Origin of the sequence: Paenibacillus sp. FSL R5-0923 (assembly GCF_038009145.1) — a bacterium.
Classification (GTDB): Bacteria; Bacillota; Bacilli; order Paenibacillales; family Paenibacillaceae; genus Paenibacillus_AQ.
In genome coordinates, this window is the sequence record NZ_JBBPAT010000001.1 from 2,383,350 (window position 1) to 2,400,722 (window position 17,373).

General features: G+C 43.1%; 16 protein-coding genes. 13 read left to right on the top strand and 3 right to left on the bottom strand.

From position 1 onward, the window contains the following. Positions 1–12: 12 nt before the first annotated feature. Together MKX35_RS10570 and MKX35_RS10575 are read left to right on the top strand one after the other, a co-directional pair. On the top strand, positions 13–1,110 hold the full coding sequence (locus MKX35_RS10570) for an LCP family protein (RefSeq protein WP_042190896.1): 1,098 nt from the start codon (positions 13–15) through the stop codon (positions 1,108–1,110). A 101-nt stretch (positions 1,111–1,211) separates the two neighbouring features. Continuing rightward, the gene (locus MKX35_RS10575) at positions 1,212–1,664 is read left to right on the top strand and encodes a pyridoxamine 5'-phosphate oxidase family protein (RefSeq protein WP_076299659.1); all 453 of its coding nucleotides are present in this window, start codon (positions 1,212–1,214) and stop codon (positions 1,662–1,664) included. A gap of 29 nt (positions 1,665–1,693) precedes the next feature. On the opposite strand, the gene MKX35_RS10580 is transcribed toward MKX35_RS10575, so the two are convergent. Then, the gene (locus MKX35_RS10580; protein WP_076299658.1) at positions 1,694–2,269 is read right to left on the bottom strand and encodes a YhcN/YlaJ family sporulation lipoprotein; all 576 of its coding nucleotides are present in this window, start codon (positions 2,267–2,269) and stop codon (positions 1,694–1,696) included. A 105-nt stretch (positions 2,270–2,374) separates the two neighbouring features. Between MKX35_RS10580 and MKX35_RS10585 the strand changes: the two genes are divergently transcribed. Next, complete coding sequence (locus MKX35_RS10585) at positions 2,375–3,706, top strand: PhoH family protein (protein WP_042190890.1); 1,332 nt, start codon at positions 2,375–2,377, stop codon at positions 3,704–3,706. Between the two features lie 390 nt (positions 3,707–4,096). Then, complete coding sequence (locus MKX35_RS10590) at positions 4,097–5,323, top strand: extracellular solute-binding protein (protein ID WP_076299657.1); 1,227 nt, start codon at positions 4,097–4,099, stop codon at positions 5,321–5,323. On the opposite strand, the gene MKX35_RS10595 is transcribed toward MKX35_RS10590, so the two are convergent. Then, positions 5,315–6,442, bottom strand: a complete 1,128-nt coding sequence (locus MKX35_RS10595; protein ID WP_256716314.1) for a coiled-coil domain-containing protein — start codon at positions 6,440–6,442, stop codon at positions 5,315–5,317. The two genes, MKX35_RS10590 and MKX35_RS10595, sit on opposite strands and share 9 nt — an antisense overlap. Positions 6,443–6,769: 327 nt before the next feature. Further along, positions 6,770–7,006 (bottom strand): DUF2626 family protein, encoded by a 237-nt coding sequence (locus MKX35_RS10600; RefSeq protein WP_042130273.1) that lies wholly within the window; start codon positions 7,004–7,006, stop codon positions 6,770–6,772. A gap of 345 nt (positions 7,007–7,351) precedes the next feature. Between MKX35_RS10600 and MKX35_RS10605 the strand changes: the two genes are divergently transcribed. The 9 genes from MKX35_RS10605 (at position 7,352) to bshC (ending at position 17,288) form a co-directional block, all read left to right on the top strand. After that, positions 7,352–8,002, top strand: a complete 651-nt coding sequence (locus MKX35_RS10605; RefSeq protein ID WP_042130271.1) for an RsfA family transcriptional regulator — start codon at positions 7,352–7,354, stop codon at positions 8,000–8,002. Positions 8,003–8,166: 164 nt separating this feature from the next. Then, entirely contained in the window at positions 8,167–9,123 is a 957-nt protein-coding gene (locus tag MKX35_RS10610) for a ketopantoate reductase family protein (protein ID WP_076299656.1), read from the top strand. A 27-nt stretch (positions 9,124–9,150) separates the two neighbouring features. Beyond that, the gene (locus tag MKX35_RS10615) at positions 9,151–9,537 is read left to right on the top strand and encodes a DUF3397 domain-containing protein (RefSeq protein ID WP_042190883.1); all 387 of its coding nucleotides are present in this window, start codon (positions 9,151–9,153) and stop codon (positions 9,535–9,537) included. Between the two features lie 151 nt (positions 9,538–9,688). Further along, positions 9,689–11,398 carry a peptide ABC transporter substrate-binding protein gene (locus MKX35_RS10620; protein ID WP_076284769.1) on the top strand — a complete coding sequence of 570 codons (1,710 nt, stop codon included), beginning with the start codon at positions 9,689–9,691 and terminating at the stop codon, positions 11,396–11,398. A 222-nt stretch (positions 11,399–11,620) separates the two neighbouring features. After that, complete coding sequence (locus MKX35_RS10625; RefSeq protein ID WP_076284768.1) at positions 11,621–12,553, top strand: ABC transporter permease; 933 nt, start codon at positions 11,621–11,623, stop codon at positions 12,551–12,553. Between the two features lie 33 nt (positions 12,554–12,586). After that, on the top strand, positions 12,587–13,501 hold the full coding sequence (locus tag MKX35_RS10630; RefSeq protein WP_042194363.1) for an ABC transporter permease: 915 nt from the start codon (positions 12,587–12,589) through the stop codon (positions 13,499–13,501). 11 nt (positions 13,502–13,512) lie between these two features. Continuing rightward, positions 13,513–14,508: an ABC transporter ATP-binding protein gene (locus tag MKX35_RS10635; RefSeq protein ID WP_042190876.1), complete on the top strand. Its 996-nt coding sequence runs from the start codon at positions 13,513–13,515 to the stop codon at positions 14,506–14,508. Further along, the gene (locus tag MKX35_RS10640) at positions 14,505–15,425 is read left to right on the top strand and encodes an ABC transporter ATP-binding protein (protein WP_042190873.1); all 921 of its coding nucleotides are present in this window, start codon (positions 14,505–14,507) and stop codon (positions 15,423–15,425) included. Before MKX35_RS10635 ends, MKX35_RS10640 begins: the two co-directional genes overlap by 4 nt. Positions 15,426–15,656: 231 nt before the next feature. Continuing rightward, entirely contained in the window at positions 15,657–17,288 is a 1,632-nt protein-coding gene (gene bshC / locus MKX35_RS10645; protein WP_076284767.1) for a bacillithiol biosynthesis cysteine-adding enzyme BshC, read from the top strand. The last annotated feature ends 85 nt before the right edge of the window (positions 17,289–17,373 follow it).

The window sequence follows — 17,373 nt, forward strand, 5'->3', positions numbered from 1 at the left end:
CTTTATTCTACTATGAGTACACGAAACAGCAGTTTACCTCCACGAGCAAGTGGTCAACAACCGAATAATAGAAAACAGCCTGTGAAGGGTGCTCCTAAGAAAAAAAAGAAGAAACCGCAAAAGAGAGGCTTTTTTGGCAGATTAGTTAGAATCCTGTTAACCTTACTCATTATTGCGATTCTTGGCGTATTGGGCTACGGGGGCTATCTGTATTGGAAACTTGAAAATGGGGTCTTTAATGCAGGTAGTAAAGGAACGGTTGCCCCAGGACATTCGGCTACAGAAAAACCACTGACGATGCTTATCCTGGGTACGGATAATAGACCAAAACATCAATCTAGATTGACAGATGTTATTATGGTTGCAGCGCTTAATCCTAAGACGAAATCAGCAACCATTGTCTCTCTTCCACGCGATACCTTAGTTGAGCTCAATGGATACAAGCAAACGAAGATTAACGAATTCTATGCTCGCTTTAAGGGGAAAGAAGATTCTTCTGGCATTTTGGCAGAAGATGAGATGAAGACAATGATGGGCAAATATCTAGATATTGACGTAGATTATACAACGATTCTGGATTTTCAAGGCTTCCGCGATGTGGTGGACGAGCTTGGTGGAGTCAAAGTCAACATTAGCGATAATATGTGTTATACAGACAGCGTTGACGGTACGAATATCAATTTGAAAAAAGGTCCGGCGGAGCTTGATGGAGATAAAGCGCTAGATTATGTGCGATACCGTAAATCTAATTGCAAGCCTAAGACTAAGGGTTCAGATGATTTTGATCGGAACAAACGTCAGAATGAGGTCCTTCATTCACTGGTGGATCAGATGCAATCGCTTGGTGGAGTATTAAAAATAGGCAAGGTACTTGACGCAGTGGATAGTAATATGAAGACTGATATCGAAAATTCGCAGATTAAAGATATGATTGCGACTTATTGGAAGATTTCCAAAGATGATATCGAATTCAAGCCCGTGACTGGAACGTGGCGAAGTCCGTATGTATATATTAATGATGAGGAGCTTGAGGCTGCCAAGAAAAGCTTGCAGGATCGATTAGCAGGAGTTTCTGCTAATTCCACTTCAGAATCCACTGAGGCGCCTTAAAGTCCTTAATAACACTTCGCCCTAAAATTGAATGCAAGTTTCAGCCTGTGCTATAATATAATAAATTGAATGAATTTACGCCGCATAGGGGGCCAGTACTTATGTCCGAAGCCGTTGCTCAGCTGAACGAAACCTTGTTATCGATGCTGCAATCGGAAACTTTTGTTCTTCTCAACACAGTTGATGCGGAATCAGGAGGTCCAACGTCCACGGCCATTTCGTGGATTTATGCAGTTAGTCCTAGTACTGTGCGTCTGGCTGTAGATCATCGTTCCAGACTCGTGAACAACATGAAGGTCAACCCGTTAGTAACCGTCACTGTGTTCGGTGAGGGTACTGTCTATGCTATTAACGGCAGTGCCGTTGTAAAGCAGGATCCACTTCAGGATGTACCTTTCAAGATGTGCTGCTTTGATGTTGAAATTATGGCGGTGCGTAACGCGCTTTTTTATGGAGCGCAGCTTGAATCCGCCCCAAGATATGCAAAGGTTTATGATGGACGTGCCGCTGAGAAGCTGGACGGACAAGTATTTGCTGCCATGAAAAAAGCCTAGTGAGAATATCACTGGGCTTTTTTTGTCCTCTACTGTGCATTTTTAATCGGCTTAGTATCTTCTGGCAGCTGCGGCATGATTCGACCGATGATATCAGCCAGTTCGGATGAGAATCCGGAAATTGGATGTCCCTGCGAGATATGACGGCTCATGTCCGCTAAGCGGCTGGAGAGATCCATATCGGCAGTGACAAGTGCACGTACACTTCTCGGGTCTTTGCGGATAGCTTCCGCTACAGAATATTTAATGCTTCCAACACGTGATCGGTCTAGAGAACCTTCTACGTCAAGACCTACAATGGCTACCTTGTTCATGACTACACAGTGTGCACCATTCACACCAGGAACTCTTTTGGCCAACTGTTCAAAATGGTCCTTAAGTGCAATTTCACTTTCGCCCTTAACACTGACGGTGTGACCAGCTTTTGAGGTGGCCTTAGGATTAGTTGCATCATCGTTGGCCAATTGCCGAACCTCATGGTTTCCCGTACCCTTTACAGCATTCGCAGATTGTTTATTCTGAGGAGAGGGTGATGTCTTTTTATTAGCGATACCGCAGCTTGTCAATAGCAGCAGTACCAGCAACAGACACATTGATTTTCTCATATGTGATTACTCCTTTCAGCCAAGATCGTTTCTGTACCTTATCTTTTCCCTTGGCGGAAAGAGTTATGTATGATCAATCAAACCAGGCGCTGTGGAGGGGATAATATGAACAAGATATTTGTGCTAGATACCAACGTGCTTTTGCACGACCCCAATTCGATTTTCTCTTTCAAGGAGCATGAGGTGGTTATTCCGGCGGTTGTGCTGGAAGAAATCGACTCCAAAAAGCGCAACGCTGACGAAATCGGTCGAAATGCCCGCACGGTTTCCCGATTGCTCGATGGACTTCGTGAGCTAGGTCATTTGCATAGTGGTGTGGAGCTGGAGCATGGAGGCAAGCTGAAGGTAGAACTTAACCATCGCAGTTTTGTGAAGGTACAGGAAATGTTTGGTGAGGTATCTAACGACAATCGGATTTTGGCTGTAGCTCTCAACTATTTAATCGAAGAGAAAGAGAAGCCTGATCCGCGTCCCGTAGTGCTTGTGAGTAAGGATGTGCTGGTCCGTATTAAAGCGGATGTGCTAGGAATTACGCCAGAGGATTACTTGTCAGATCGCACTGGAGATTTAAATGAACTTTACACTGGTTACCAATCTCTGCAGGTACATCCGGCATTGATTGATGAATATTACAGTCACCGCTCTTTAACGGTTAAACAGCTCGGGTTGTCGTATCCGTTGTACCCTCATGAATTTGTGATCCTCAAGGATGAGATAGGCACGGGCAAATCAGCTCTTCTCAAAGTGAATAGTGATGCGACCCGTCTGGAGCCGCTTTATCTGGGCAATGATTCAGTTTGGGGGATCAGCGCCCGAAATGCTCAGCAACGAATGGCATTGGAGCTGCTTCTCAATGATGAAATCCCGCTTGTAACCATTACGGGTAAGGCTGGTACAGGGAAGACATTATTGGCGCTTGCTGCCGGACTATTCAAAGTTGAAGATGAGCATAAATACAAAAAACTGCTTATTGCTCGTCCAGTAGTTCCTATGGGTAAAGACATTGGTTATTTACCCGGAGAGAAGGATGAGAAGCTCAGACCCTGGATGCAGCCTATTTATGATAATCTGGAGTTTCTGTTCGACACCAAAAAAGCTGGCGATATCGATAAAATCTTAATGGGCTTAGGCAGCATACAGGTAGAAGCCTTAACTTATATTCGTGGCCGTTCAATCCCTGCGCAGTTCATTATTATTGATGAAGCTCAGAACCTTTCCCGTCATGAGGTGAAGACAATCGTCTCCAGAGCGGGTGAAGGAAGTAAAGTGATTCTTATGGGTGATCCGGAGCAAATCGATCATCCGTATCTGGATGCTGCGAGTAACGGACTTAGTTATATTGTTGAGAAGTTTAAGCAGCAAGGGATTAGCGGACATATTACTTTGGAAAAAGGCGAGCGTTCCCGCCTAGCCCAATTGGCAGCGGATCTTCTCTAACCTATTCCTATCTTCAATCTCAGCCGGGAGAAGCATAACTCCCGGCTTTTTCCTGCCCGCCCAGAAACGGCGGAGGAATTTAGTAGGCTATGATACATAAATGGAGAGCGGTTAGCGGAGGGAGAGGAATTGTTCTGGAGAAGCGACAGCGCTCGCCTTTGTCTTCAGATTTATACCGATAAGATATATAATCAATAAATCTGGGGACAACAGCGATCGGAAGAATAATCCGCACACGGAGCGCCCTTCGCACACCAAAGAATTATGCACGAATAAACTCCTCCGTCGTTTCCCCTATATAATAGAAAGAGAACGTTTTCACATTCTAAAGACAAGCAGCGGAGGGTTTGGTAAAATAGGGGTGACGAATCATGGGGAAGGTGGGGAATTGTGCTGAAACGCAAAAATTATTGGCTGCTTTTTGCAATTTTACTACTATCGCTGACAAGCTTGTCACCCAGTATGGAATTGAGTACCAATAACGACCCACATCCTATGAAAAAACCACAAAGTCAGTCGACAAACCCCTCTTCAGGGGAAGAGGGAACTATAGATAGCCTGCGCATAACAGTATCGTTAAATAGTGAGGAATTCAATGAACTGGAGCTTTTAAGCAATCGTTATACTTTAGAAAGTGGAGTAAAGGTAATATTAAGAAATATTGATAGCGAGGATGCAGACGAAGTTTTGAAGCGTGATCTAACCATCGGGGATAGCCCGGATATCGTTATGGCGGATGGACGAAGTATTCTCGACTGGGCTACACGTGGATATTTATTGCCGGTGGATGTGTATCAGAGCATTCCGGGAACTGCACCGTTAACTCAGTTAATCCCATGGATGCAATGGAACGGATATAATTGGGGAGTGCCGCTGGATATCGACCCTTATGTACTTGTTTATTCACCACAGCGTCTTGCGGAACTGGGATTCACTACCTTACCAAGAAGTCTGGAACAGTGGAACACATTGCTTCAAAATGTGCTTAAAGAGCAAGGAAAATATTTGCTCGCAATGGATACACGTAATCCATATGGATTGTCCGCTGTTATGGAGAGTATGAACAGCAGCTTGCTATCGGATAACCAAGAAGTGATAAATTGGACTCAGAATGCTCGCAGTTATTTTTACCTTACCAGTCGATATAACAAAGATGTTTGGGATATGATTCAGAGCGGAAGCGTTGCTGTTGCAGCTCTACCGCTATCTGAGTGGAAAAAACATGGGAATTCGTCTTTAGTTGCTGAAGCACCACTGACCGCAAGTAACGGGAGAGGACTTGAATCTTATTACAGCCGTTCCTTTGCACTTCCAGCTCAATCCCCAAATCCAAAGGAAGCCGTGAATTGGCTGACGTTTATCACTTCTGAGGATTCTCAAATGGATTGGCTGGAGAACACGGGAAGCCTGCCTGCGCTGGATGTCCTATATCGTTCAGAGCATGATTTCAAATATAGGCTTCCTTTTGGAGTCGAATTATTACTGACAGAAGAAACCGCCCTGGAGGTCGAATTCCAAGGCGGCTGGAGTAAGATTGTTGAAGCAGTATCCTTACTGCTTACAGGAAAAATGGATGCGGCCGGGTACAAAGATTTCATCAAGGAAGGCTTAGAATGAGATAGAAAGTTTAACTTGGAGGACGCCTTCTTTACTATCTACTTCTGTGGCGCGGAGGAAAGAAACGATTTTTCCAGGGTAAAAGCCTAAATCAAATTCCTCCTCAAGTGTTCTTCTAGTGGTATCAGGTAATTCGAGACCATTAAATACAACATGATCTACTTGGAATATAAGTCCGTTGATGGGTTCTTCCTGTATGATGTAGTGACCGGTTAATGAAAGGGCTAAAGCTCCACTTTTTCCTGTGGCAGTAATCGTTCCGTCATTAAAATGAAATGCGAAATCGTTAAATAGCTTATTCTGGGACTGAAGGAATTCGTTTAAATCCTCTTCCTTCAGATTCAGAACATAAGTCATCCCCTTACGAGTAAGAACTCCCTCTCGATTCTGGACAAACTGCGGTAATTTATTCATTGCGGAAGACAATGCTTTGAAGTAGGTCTTTACCTCGCGCAAACCAATATTCTCCCAATATAATGTGAATTCTTGAAGTAGAGCGCTCATATTATCAGGATCACTACTGTCTTTAATCCCGCCTTCAATTTCTTTATTGAGCGCGGCTACCCGAATTTTCTGTTCCTCCAGAGCGGTTCGCAGCTGTGCAAGATCCTTCGAGCTGCGCTGTGCAGTCTGGAGGGTCTTCTTTAGATTCTTATATTGGTCCTCGTATTGTGTGAGAATGTTGCGGTCATTTCCGATAATAATTTCATAATAATCAAATAGTGCCAGAAATCTGCTAATGCTCTTCGCGGATAGAAATGCGGTCAAGAGACCGTCTCTATCCCCCATATAATAAGAACGAAGGACCGCGCCTGCACGCTCTTGTTGGTTTGCGATGGCAGATTTTTTCTGGATAGCTTGCTCTTCTAGGTAATCTACCTTTTCTTCAAGCGCTTTTTGTTCAGCTGTAATCTTGATGATCTCCCGTTCGATTTCTGCGGAAGATAAGGTCTGCTCCAGAAGTTTACGGGTTTCTTCATTATCTGGTATAGAGGAATTGAAAAAAGAACCGCTAGGATCGGCAGACAGGTACATCGTAGATTGTAACGGAAACAATGTACAGCAGAAGAGAATTAGTATGGTTGCCATCATGCGGCTTTGGGCATTGCGGGAGCGCACCACACCACCACCTTTTTTTGAAATTTAAGATAAAAATTTATCTGTTTCACTCCATAAATCATCCTTCTATTTCTCGTAGAAACGGAAACTGTCTGTAAAAGACGGCAAAACCGGTTCTTCCTGAATGGATATATGTATGTACTAATAATATGTTTAACCCTTCTAAAATAGCATACATACAAAAAATCCCCACAAAGTGAGGCTATCCTTCAATGCGTACACAGGTATTTGAGGGACCTCATATATAATATATTAACTGATAAACAAAAAAACGGAAGTGATCCTTATTAGATAAGGACCTCATCCGCTTCAAGAGAGCACTGCAATTTATAGTGGAAGACCCATTTGAAAGATCGTCCAATAGCTGAAACCGGTGAAAGTCAAAATCATGTATGCCCAGAAAAGTAGGACATAAGTTTTTTCAGTAAACTTCAAATAACCGAGAATTACGAAAAAAGCGGTTTGCAAAAAGAAAAGCAAGGCCATTTCTGTCAGACCTCCGGCGAAAGCCATCAATCCAATAGCCAATGTAAAAAAACCTAATACCCGAAACATGCGGTCCAAGAGAGAGTCCCCCTTCCAGTATGTATCTCACGAATATTCCTTCGACTTATTATACCCGTTCAGTAAAAATGTGTAAACGAATTCATTGAAAAAAATACACTAATCTTGAAAAAATGTGATTTTTATAATTGACTGAAGTGATTAGTGCTTGAAAAAAGAGAATTTATTACTTAAAGCGTATGATGTGGGCAGATAATGGAAATACAATTTAGTATCAAATAGATTCTATGAACTCTATGAGAAGCATAGAAATGGAGTAAGCAGCTTTTATCCCTATTCACTACCCGGCAGAGCTGTCGGTTATGGAGATGGTTATTTCAAGATGTTGTTAGGAGGTTTGGTTGGATGACAGCCGTTAGACAGGATGCTTGGAGTGCAGAAGATGATCTAATACTGGCAGAAGTAACCTTGCGCCACATTCGGGAGGGCAGTACACAACTTGCTGCTTTTGAAGAAGTGGGTGAGAAAATCGGCAGAACGTCGGCTGCTTGCGGATTCCGCTGGAACAGCTGTGTTCGAAAAAGCTATGAAGGTGCAATTGGAATCGCTAAAGGCCAACGTCAAAAGAGAAGTTACCTGAAAAAGCAACCGTCGGTAAGAGGAGCGCAGGTAGCGGGTCTGATTCTCGGGGATACCGATGAGGAATTCGGACGAGGCGAAGGATTAAGTGAAAACACATTATCCATTGATGCGGTTATACGTTTCCTGAGACAATGGAAAGGTACGATCCAGGAGGCAGGACGCCAGCTGAAAATGCTGGAGAGAGATTTGCGCGAGAAGGAAGATGAATTAACAGAATTAAGATCTGAGAATGAGCGGTTGTCAAAAGAGGTTAATCTTGCTCAAAGTGACTACCGGGTAGTCAATGATGATTACAAAGCTTTAATTCAGATTATGGATCGTGCGCGTAGGCTAGCTTTCTTAAACGAAGAAGAAGAAGAAATGAAGACTCGTTTCAAAATGGATGGGAACGGAAATTTAGAACGTATTGAATAAAAGATAGGCAAACTAAAACACCCGTAAGTGGTTCGCTTTATTAGCGCCATTTGCGGGCGTTTTGGTTTTGTATTGTCATTTATGGAGGACGACAACGGCGGTTCTTCTTGGTATATTAAGGCTATACTTAGAAAAATTGCGCTTGAGATCAACAGGAGGATCAGATGAAAATCGATATAATCGGTGCGGGTTCACTTGGGCTGCTTTTGGCAGGGAGGCTGACCCAGTCCGGGAATGAAGTGAGATTGTGGTGTCGAGGGGTAGAGCAGTACCGGAAATTAAAAGATGAGGGCTTAACTGTGAGCTATGAGGATGGGCGCGATCCAATTTCGATTTCGGGGGATCGATTTGTGTCCGCACCAATAGAGGGATTTGCAGATGCCTATCTCCGTGAGCCCAGTGATTGGATCATAGTAACGGTTAAACAGGACATACTACATAATGTTTTACCTGAATTTCTATCCCCTCTTAGGGAACAACAGGTACACATCATTTGTTTTCAAAATGGCATTGGACATATGGAGATGCTCAGTAACTTGCTGCCGAAAGCAAATTTATATGCTGCCGTAACAACAGAAGCTGCGAAGCGAAAGTCTTTAACTGAGGTCATTCATGCAGGTGCGGGGGAGGTATGGATAGGGAAATGGAGCTTAAAGAATGGACAAGCCCATAGTATACATACTGATTTACAAGTGAATTATTTAATAGAAGTTCTCATTATGGCAGGATTCTCAGCCTTTTTGTCGAATGAAGTGGATACCATGATTTACCGGAAGCTCCTAATCAATGCCGTTATTAATCCGCTCACAGCGATTTGGCGTATTCCAAATGGTGAACTGCTTGCTTCAGAAGAGCGCCTGCAGTTAATGAGAGAACTTTTTAGAGAAGCTACTATGGTATATGATGCCTGCGGAATTACTTATGATCATGATGCGTGGGATAACATCCTTAAAGTGTGCAGGACAACGGCTGGCAATACTTCGTCCATGCTGGCAGATGTTCTAGCTTCAAGAAGCACAGAAATTCATTGGATCAATGGAAGTCTTGTAGAAATGGCAGAACGCACTGGAACATTGGTTCCTTTACATCGCTTGATCTGCCAATTAGTTGAGGGAATATAGGTATGATCTCGGAGGAGAGGTGAAGCTATGGGATTGCTGATGAATTCGGTCGGTACTTTAAGTTTGATTCCAATAATACCGTTTTTAATTGTTTATTTCATTGGAAGAGGCTTAAAAAAAGATAAAAAGAAAACTTTTATGCTCGCTATGGACGTGACTACATTTTTTTTATTATTATCGGTCTCCGCATTATTTAACAACTTGTTTAATAACGGTTTTGGGTTTTATCTTATACTACTTATTGTATTAATATCCACTGGATTGATTGGAGGCGCTCAGAATCGACTGAAAGGAAAAGTAGATGGGAAGCGGTTATTTCGGGCAGTTTGGAGACTTTCCTTCTTTTTTATGAGCGTCGGATATTTATTATTTATGTTTGTAGGGCTAATTAAGTACATATCACAAGCGATGTAATGTTCCACTGCTCCGGTGAAGCGGCAACGTCACAAAAGTTTAAAGTTTTAATAAAAAAAGAATTTTCTGAAAACATACCACTAGATTTTTTTGACCACTGGTTGTATAATCATAAACCATATACCACATTCTATTTAGGGGGAACTGCTAGATGAAGAAGAGTAAAAGTCTATTGCTAATGCTTGCATTAGTACTTGTTATCGGCACAGTGCTTGCTGGCTGCGGCGGAAACAACGCGAACAGCGGCAATAAAGGTAACGCTGGTAACACTGGTAACACGGCAACTGGTAATGCGGCTACAGAAGAGAAATTGGCTGCGGACCAAACATTGAGAATCAACCTAAGCTCTGAGCCTCCGACATTTGATCCAGGATTGGCACAAGATAGCCAAGCTAACACAGTCCTGAAGACTATGTATGAAGGTTTGACTCGCATGAATGATGAATCTGGTCAAGCTGAACCAGGTGTTGCTGAAAGCTGGGACATTTCTGCTGACGGTCTGGTATATACTTTCAAACTCCGTGATTCACAATGGAGCAACGGCGATCCTGTAACAACAGAAGACTTCGTTCGCGCTTGGAAACGCGTGCTCGATCCTGCTGCTGCATCTGCAGCGCCTTACGCTTATCAATTGTACTACATCAAAAACGCTCAAAAGTATTACAACAAAGAAATTACAGATTTCAGTCAAGTTGGTGTCAAAGCGGTTGATGAGAAAACTCTAGAAGTTACTCTTGAAGCCCCAACTCCATACTTCCTTGGATTGCTTTCCTTCTATACTTATTACCCAATTCACAAATCCACTGAGGGTAATGCTAAATGGGCAACAAGTAAAGACAGTATGATCGTTAACGGTGCTTTCACTCTTACTGAGTGGACTACTGGACAAACGCTTGTTGTATCTAAAAATGATAAATATTGGGATAAAGATGCCATTAAACTTAGCAAAATCGACTTCTCCCTTGTAAACAGCGGTGCAACTGAACTACTCAGCTACAAGAATGGTGAATACGATCGTGCCGGTGGACCAACTGGTGAAATTCCATCAGAACAAATTCCAATCGTGCAAAAAGAACTTCCAAAAGAATTCAGCCGTAAAGGTATTGCTTCCGTATACTACTACGAATTCAATATCACTGAAAAACCTTTCACAAACGCTAAAATCCGTAAAGCTCTTGCAATGTCCATTAACCGTCAAGCTTTGATTGACAATGTAGTACAAGGTGGACAATTCCCAGCATTCGGTTATGTACCTCCGGGTATCGCTGGTGCTGATGGTGAATACCGTACAGCAGTTAAAGATAACTACTTCACTGAAGATCTAGAACAAGCTAAAACTTTGCTTGCTGAAGGTCTGAAAGAAGAAGGTATGGATAAACTGCCTACATTCTCTTTGACTTACAACACAAGTGAAGGTCACAAGAAAATCGCTTTGGCGATTGCTGATATGTGGAAAAACAATCTTGGTATCGACGTACAAACCGTTAACCAAGAGTGGGCTGTATTTATTGAAAACCGTCAAAACCTGAACTACCAAGTTGCACGTGCTGGTTGGACTGCGGATTACAATGATCCAATGACTTTCCTTGATATGTGGGTAACAGGTGGCGGTAACAATGATACTGGTTACGCTAACCCTGAGTATGACAAATTGATCAGCGAAGCTAAAGCAAGTACTGACTTGAAAGTACGTCAAGACAAGTTTGCTGCAGCTGAGAAATTGCTCATCGAGCAAGATCAAGTTTTGATTCCTTTGTACTACTACACTAACAACTCCCTGACTAAAGAGTACCTCAAAGGTGTTACTCTTGACTTCAGTGGTGCAATTGACTTGACTCGTGGATACTTGCTTGAGCACTAAGATTTAGCTCATGTAATTTAAACAGAATAGTTAGTTGACTGAAGTAACACAATACTTCGGGATATATATGTGGAACTCCATATATATCCCTTTTTTTTGTATTTCCGTCTATTTGTTATTTATTGTTATTTATAACATATTTAGAAAATGGACAAAAATCCGTTTTTTTCATAAAATCAATATAATGCTCTCAAAAAATTTGTCGGAGGAGGTGTGATGGGGATGGTTCGTTATGTCGCAAATAAATTCTTCTATATGTTGGTTTCATTATTTGTACTGATTTCAGCAACTTTTTTCTTGATGAAAGCTATTCCAGGGGATCCGTTTACTTCTGAGAAAAAAGTACCGCCAGAAATTAAAGCGCGTTTGATGGAGCAATATGGTCTGGACAAGCCGCTCTCTCATCAGTATTTTAAGTATTTAGGTGATATTGTCCAAGGTGATCTGGGTGTATCCATGAAACGCCTGAATCAAGATGTATCACATTTGATCGGTCAAACCTTTTCAGCGTCGCTGAAGCTGGGACTCGTCGCAATTGTTGTGGCGGTTATTGTTGGGGTTCTTCTCGGCATGTTAGCGGCACTCTATCACAGAAAGTTTCTTGACAGCGCCGCGATGGTGTTGGCAGTTCTGGGGATTGCGGTTCCGAGCTTTGTAGTCGCGTCATTATTACAGTATGTGTTCGCTTTCAAATTGGGTTGGGTACCGGTTTCAGGTTTTAAAGGGCCAATCTATTATTTCCTACCTGTAGCAGCGCTCTCGGCGCAACCAATAGCATTTATAGCTCGGTTGACCCGTTCAAGTATGCTTGAAGTTCTGAATGCGGATTATATCAAAACGGCTAAGGCTAAGGGATTAAGCTGGATGGCAATTCTGAGCCGCCATGTACTTCGTAATGGTATCCTGCCAGTTGTTACTTACATGGGTCCTATGACAGCTAACATCGTAACTGGTTCGGTTGTTATCGAGCAGATCTTTGGTGTTGGGGGTATTGGTAAACAGTTCGTGGAAGCGATTGGTGTCCGTGACTATACCGTTATTATGGGGATAACCATTTTCTATGGTGTACTACTCATGGTGGCCCGTTTCATTACTGATATTGCTTATGTATTGATTGACCCACGTATGAAATTAAGTGGAGGAAAGGAGGGCTAAAGAGTGGCATCTGATAATAACTTGTTAAAGAACATGAATCTAAAACCGGAAGACTTTCAAAAAGTCGGTGTAGATGAAAAAGAAGCCGAGGTAATTCAGCGGGAGAGTCTCTCTGCCTGGAAAGATTCTTGGCAACGGTTGCGTCAAAACAAAATGGCGATGACCGCGCTTGGGATTCTAGGCTTGATCGTGCTTGCAGCGATTATCGCTCCTTTATTCTCGAAATATAACTATTACTCCAATGACTTGATGAATACCAATAAGCCCCCTTCCTCCGATCACTGGTTTGGAACGGATGATCTTGGACGTGATATTTTCGTTCGTACTTGGTACGGCGCACGGATCTCCTTGATCGTTGGTCTAGCTGCGGCAGCCATCGACTTGTTTATCGGTGTTATCTATGGAGGTATTATGGGCTTCTTCGGCGGCCGTGTAGATAATATCATGAACAAATTCTCTGAAATTTTGTACTCCATTCCTTATCTGCTTGTTGTAATTTTGCTTTTGGTTGTGCTTGAACCAAGTCTTGGTACCATCATCCTGGCCTTAACCATCACGGGTTGGATTACGATGTCGTGGATTGTACGCGGTGAAATTATGCAGCTTAAGAATCGCGAGTTCGTATTGGCTTCTCGTTCCATGGGTGCAGGTTCTGCGAGACTGTTGTTCAAACACCTTCTGCCGAACGCAGTGGGTCCGATTATTGTAACGATTACACTTTCTGTACCAAATGCAATTTTTGCTGAGGCTTTCCTAAGCTTCTTGGGTCTTGGTGTACAAGCTCCTATCGCTTCACTTGGATCTATGATTAACGATTCACTCACCGGTTGGTTGTACTATCCATGGCGCTTCCTGTTCCCTGCCATTCTGATCAGTTTAACCATGCTTTCTTTCAACATTTTCGGTGATGGTCTTCGTGACGCGCTTGATCCTAAGCTGAAAAAATAGGAGGGTTATGGATGGAACCTATTTTACAAGTCAAAGATTTGCATGTTTCGTTTTTTGTTAAAGGCGGAGAAGTGCAAGCTGTCCGTGGTATGAATTTTGAAATTGGCAAAGGTGAAACGGTTGCCATCGTCGGCGAGTCCGGCAGCGGTAAGAGTGTAACTGCACAATCGATTATGCGGTTGATCCCTTCCCCACCCTCTAAAGTGAAAAAGGGAGAAATTATTTTCCAAGGACAAAATCTGCTAGACAAAAGCATGAAAGAAATGGAATCCATTCGCGGTAAAGATATTGGCATGATTTTTCAAGACCCGATGACTTCTTTGAACCCAACCATCAAAGTGGGCAAACAGATCACTGAAGTTTTGATTAAACATCAGAAAATGTCAGCGGCCGAAGCGAAAAAGCAAGGTATTGAGATGCTCAAATTAGTTGGCATCACAAATGCTGAGGCTCGCTTTAACCAATATCCCCACGAGTTTTCAGGCGGTATGCGCCAGCGTGTAATGATTGCAATCGCGCTAGCCTGCCGTCCGGCTTTACTCATAGCGGACGAGCCTACAACGGCTCTTGACGTAACCATTCAGGCGCAGATCATGGAAGTTATGAGAGAGATGCAGCAAAAACTAGGTACCTCCATCATTTTGATTACCCATGATCTTGGCGTCGTTGCCGGTATGTGTGATCGGGTTATTGTAATGTATGCAGGTGAAGTTGTGGAGACCGGAACAAGATGGGAAATCTTTAAGAATCCACAGCATCCATATACCAAAGGTCTGCTGCGCTCGATGCCGCGTCTGGACCAAAAGAAGGGCGAGCCGCTCATTCCGATCATCGGCACACCGCCAGATCTGATCAAGCCGCCGATCGGCTGTCCGTTCACCGCGCGTTGCAATGAAGCAATGCATGTTTGCGAACAAATCGATCCCGGCGCCACAGAATTCAGCGAAACGCATATGGCGCGTTGCTGGAATCTGCATTCGATGGCCAAGGAGGTGCAGTACTCTTGAGTAAGAACCTAATAGAGGTAGAAGGTCTTAAGAAATATTTTAATGTAGGTCAAGGCAAGGTTCTTAAGGCTGTTGATAATATTAACTTCTCCATCCGTGAGGGCGAGACGCTTGGAATGGTAGGGGAATCCGGTTGTGGTAAGACTACTGCTGGACGTACAATTCTTCGCTTGTATGAGCCAACTGCCGGAAGTGTGAAATATAATGGTACAGACATTTATAAATTGCCTTCTAACAAAATGAAAGCAATGCGCCGTGACATGCAGATGATTTTCCAAGATCCGTACGCATCACTTAACCCGCGTTTTACGGTTTCTGATATCATCGGCGAGGCACTGGACATTCACGGAATGGCTGGCAGTCGTGCAGAACGTAAAAAACGGATCGAAGAGCTGCTCGATATGGTTGGTCTTAACCATGATCACGCTACTCGTTATCCGCATGAATTCTCTGGTGGACAACGCCAACGTATTGGGATTGCCCGTTCGTTAGCGGTAAATCCTAAGTTCATCGTTTGTGATGAGCCGATTTCCGCGCTTGACGTATCCATTCAGGCTCAGGTCGTAAACTTGCTTAAAGAATTGCAAGATCGTCTGGGATTGACTTATCTTTTCATCGCGCATGATCTGTCCATGGTTAAACATATCAGTGATCGCGTAGCAGTTATGTATTTGGGTAAAATGGTAGAATTGGCGGAAAGTGAAGAGCTTTATGCAAATCCTATCCACCCTTATACCAAATCTCTCTTGTCAGCTATTCCAATTCCGGATCCGGAAATTGAAGTGAACAAGAAACGTATTCACTTGCATGATGAGCTTGGTAGTCCTATTTATTCTGCTAACGAAAAGAGCAATGATAGTGACTTTGAATTAGTAGAAGTATCCAAAGGACACTGGGTAAGCAAAAAATTTGCTTAAATCTATAGCGAGTATTAGACAGGCGGGAGCGTTATGCTCTCGCCTCTTGTATGTAGTGGGGATATTTAATAATCATTTTAATGGATAAGAAAATAAAACGGCTGCTCTTGCATTGCTTTTTTGCAGGTATGTAATTCTTTTGACGCGGCCCCTGACTTTGGATACAATCATATAGAGTTTACGAACTTGGATTTACATATAACTGCTCAGTAGAACTGGAGGCACTAGCAAATGAATATTGTTAAGGAACCGCTCCCGGGTGGATCTGCACTCGCGCGCGACTATATAGAAAATTTTGAGAAGGTTAGTCATTTGTATGGTGGGGATTTCCGAAGCAAAGAGAGTCGAAGCATTCGGGCAGAATGGCTGGATCGTAGTGATGGTCTCCGTGCAGACCGGACACAAGTTGCTGCATGTCTACGGCAATATAATGAAAAGCATAATTCACATGATGCGGTGATGTCTTCACTGGCACTTTTAGAACAGCCGGGAACGTTAGTGGTTACTGGCGGACAGCAAAGCGGATTATTTACAGGACCACTACTTGTAGTATATAAAGCAATGACAACCATTATGGCGGCAAAAGAAGCAGCAGAACAGCTCGGTCGGCCTGTAGTCCCATTATTCTGGATTGCAGGAGAGGATCATGACTGGGATGAAGTGAATCATACGTATGTATTGAATCGTACGCAAGAGATTACAAAGATTAAGATAGAGAAATCAGAGGAGAAACGATCCTCGGTGAGTAATATTCGTGTAGAAGATGAAAGCTGGCAGCAAGTAGTGGAACAGCTGGATGCGCTACTTCAAGATAGTGACTTTAAACCGCAAATTATGGAATTTATTCGATCTTCTTCGTTTAGAGCAGATAGTATGACGGATGCTTTTGCCAAGCTGATGGGTTCTTTATTTGGTAAATTTGGTCTGATCCTGCTCGATTCTGCTGATCCTAACCTTCGTAAGTTAGAAGAGCCTTTCTTTACTTCGCTAATTATGCAGAATGATGCACTGGAAACAGCGTACATGAATTCTGCTTCTGATATCGTGAACGCTGGGTATGAGCTTCAAGCTGACGTTACGGCAGGCAATGCCAACCTCTTTTATATACATGAAGGTGTACGATTATTGCTTCATAAGAAAGATGGCGTTTTTGCCGATCGCAAGGGCCAGGTATCGTTCACCCGGGATGAACTACTGGAGGAAGTGAAGGTTCATCCGGAACTATTCAGTAACAACGTGCTGACACGTCCGCTTATGCAGGATTATGTGTTGCCGGTTCTAGCAACGGTGCTAGGTCAAGGTGAGATTGCTTATTGGGCCATTCCGCATCGTGCGTTTGAGATCATTGGGGGACAAATGCCCCTGATCATCCCGCGAATGTCTTTCACAGTGGTGGAAGGTACGCTTCATAAGCATATGGATAAATATCAACTAAGCTTTGAGGACGTAAGACAGGGACTAGATCGTAAAAGACATGAGTGGTTGGCTGCACAGGATGAGCTGGGGATTGAACAACGTTTCGAAGAAACTAAAGCTACTTTCTCCGCCATGTACGAACCACTGATTGAGCAGCTTGGAACCATTCAGGCAGGTCTGCTAAAACTAGGGAATAACAATAAAGATAAGATTTTAGATCAGATCACTTTTTTACAAGCGAAAGCCCAAGATGCAATGGCAAAACAGAATGAAGCTGCAATCCGTCAATGGGAGCGAATCGAGCTGTCGTTAATGCCACTGGGTAAACTGCAAGAAAGAGTGTACAATATCATGTATTACTTGAACCGCTACGGACTTCCATGGTTAGATGAGCTGATGGCTATTGAACCGGATTATAGTGGGACGCATCGTATCATTTATATGTAGAGAAGTATTGCTCCATAAAACAAGGAAGAAACGCTCACAAAACTTGGATTATGCTTACGAAGCGAGTTTTACTGCGAAGTAAAAC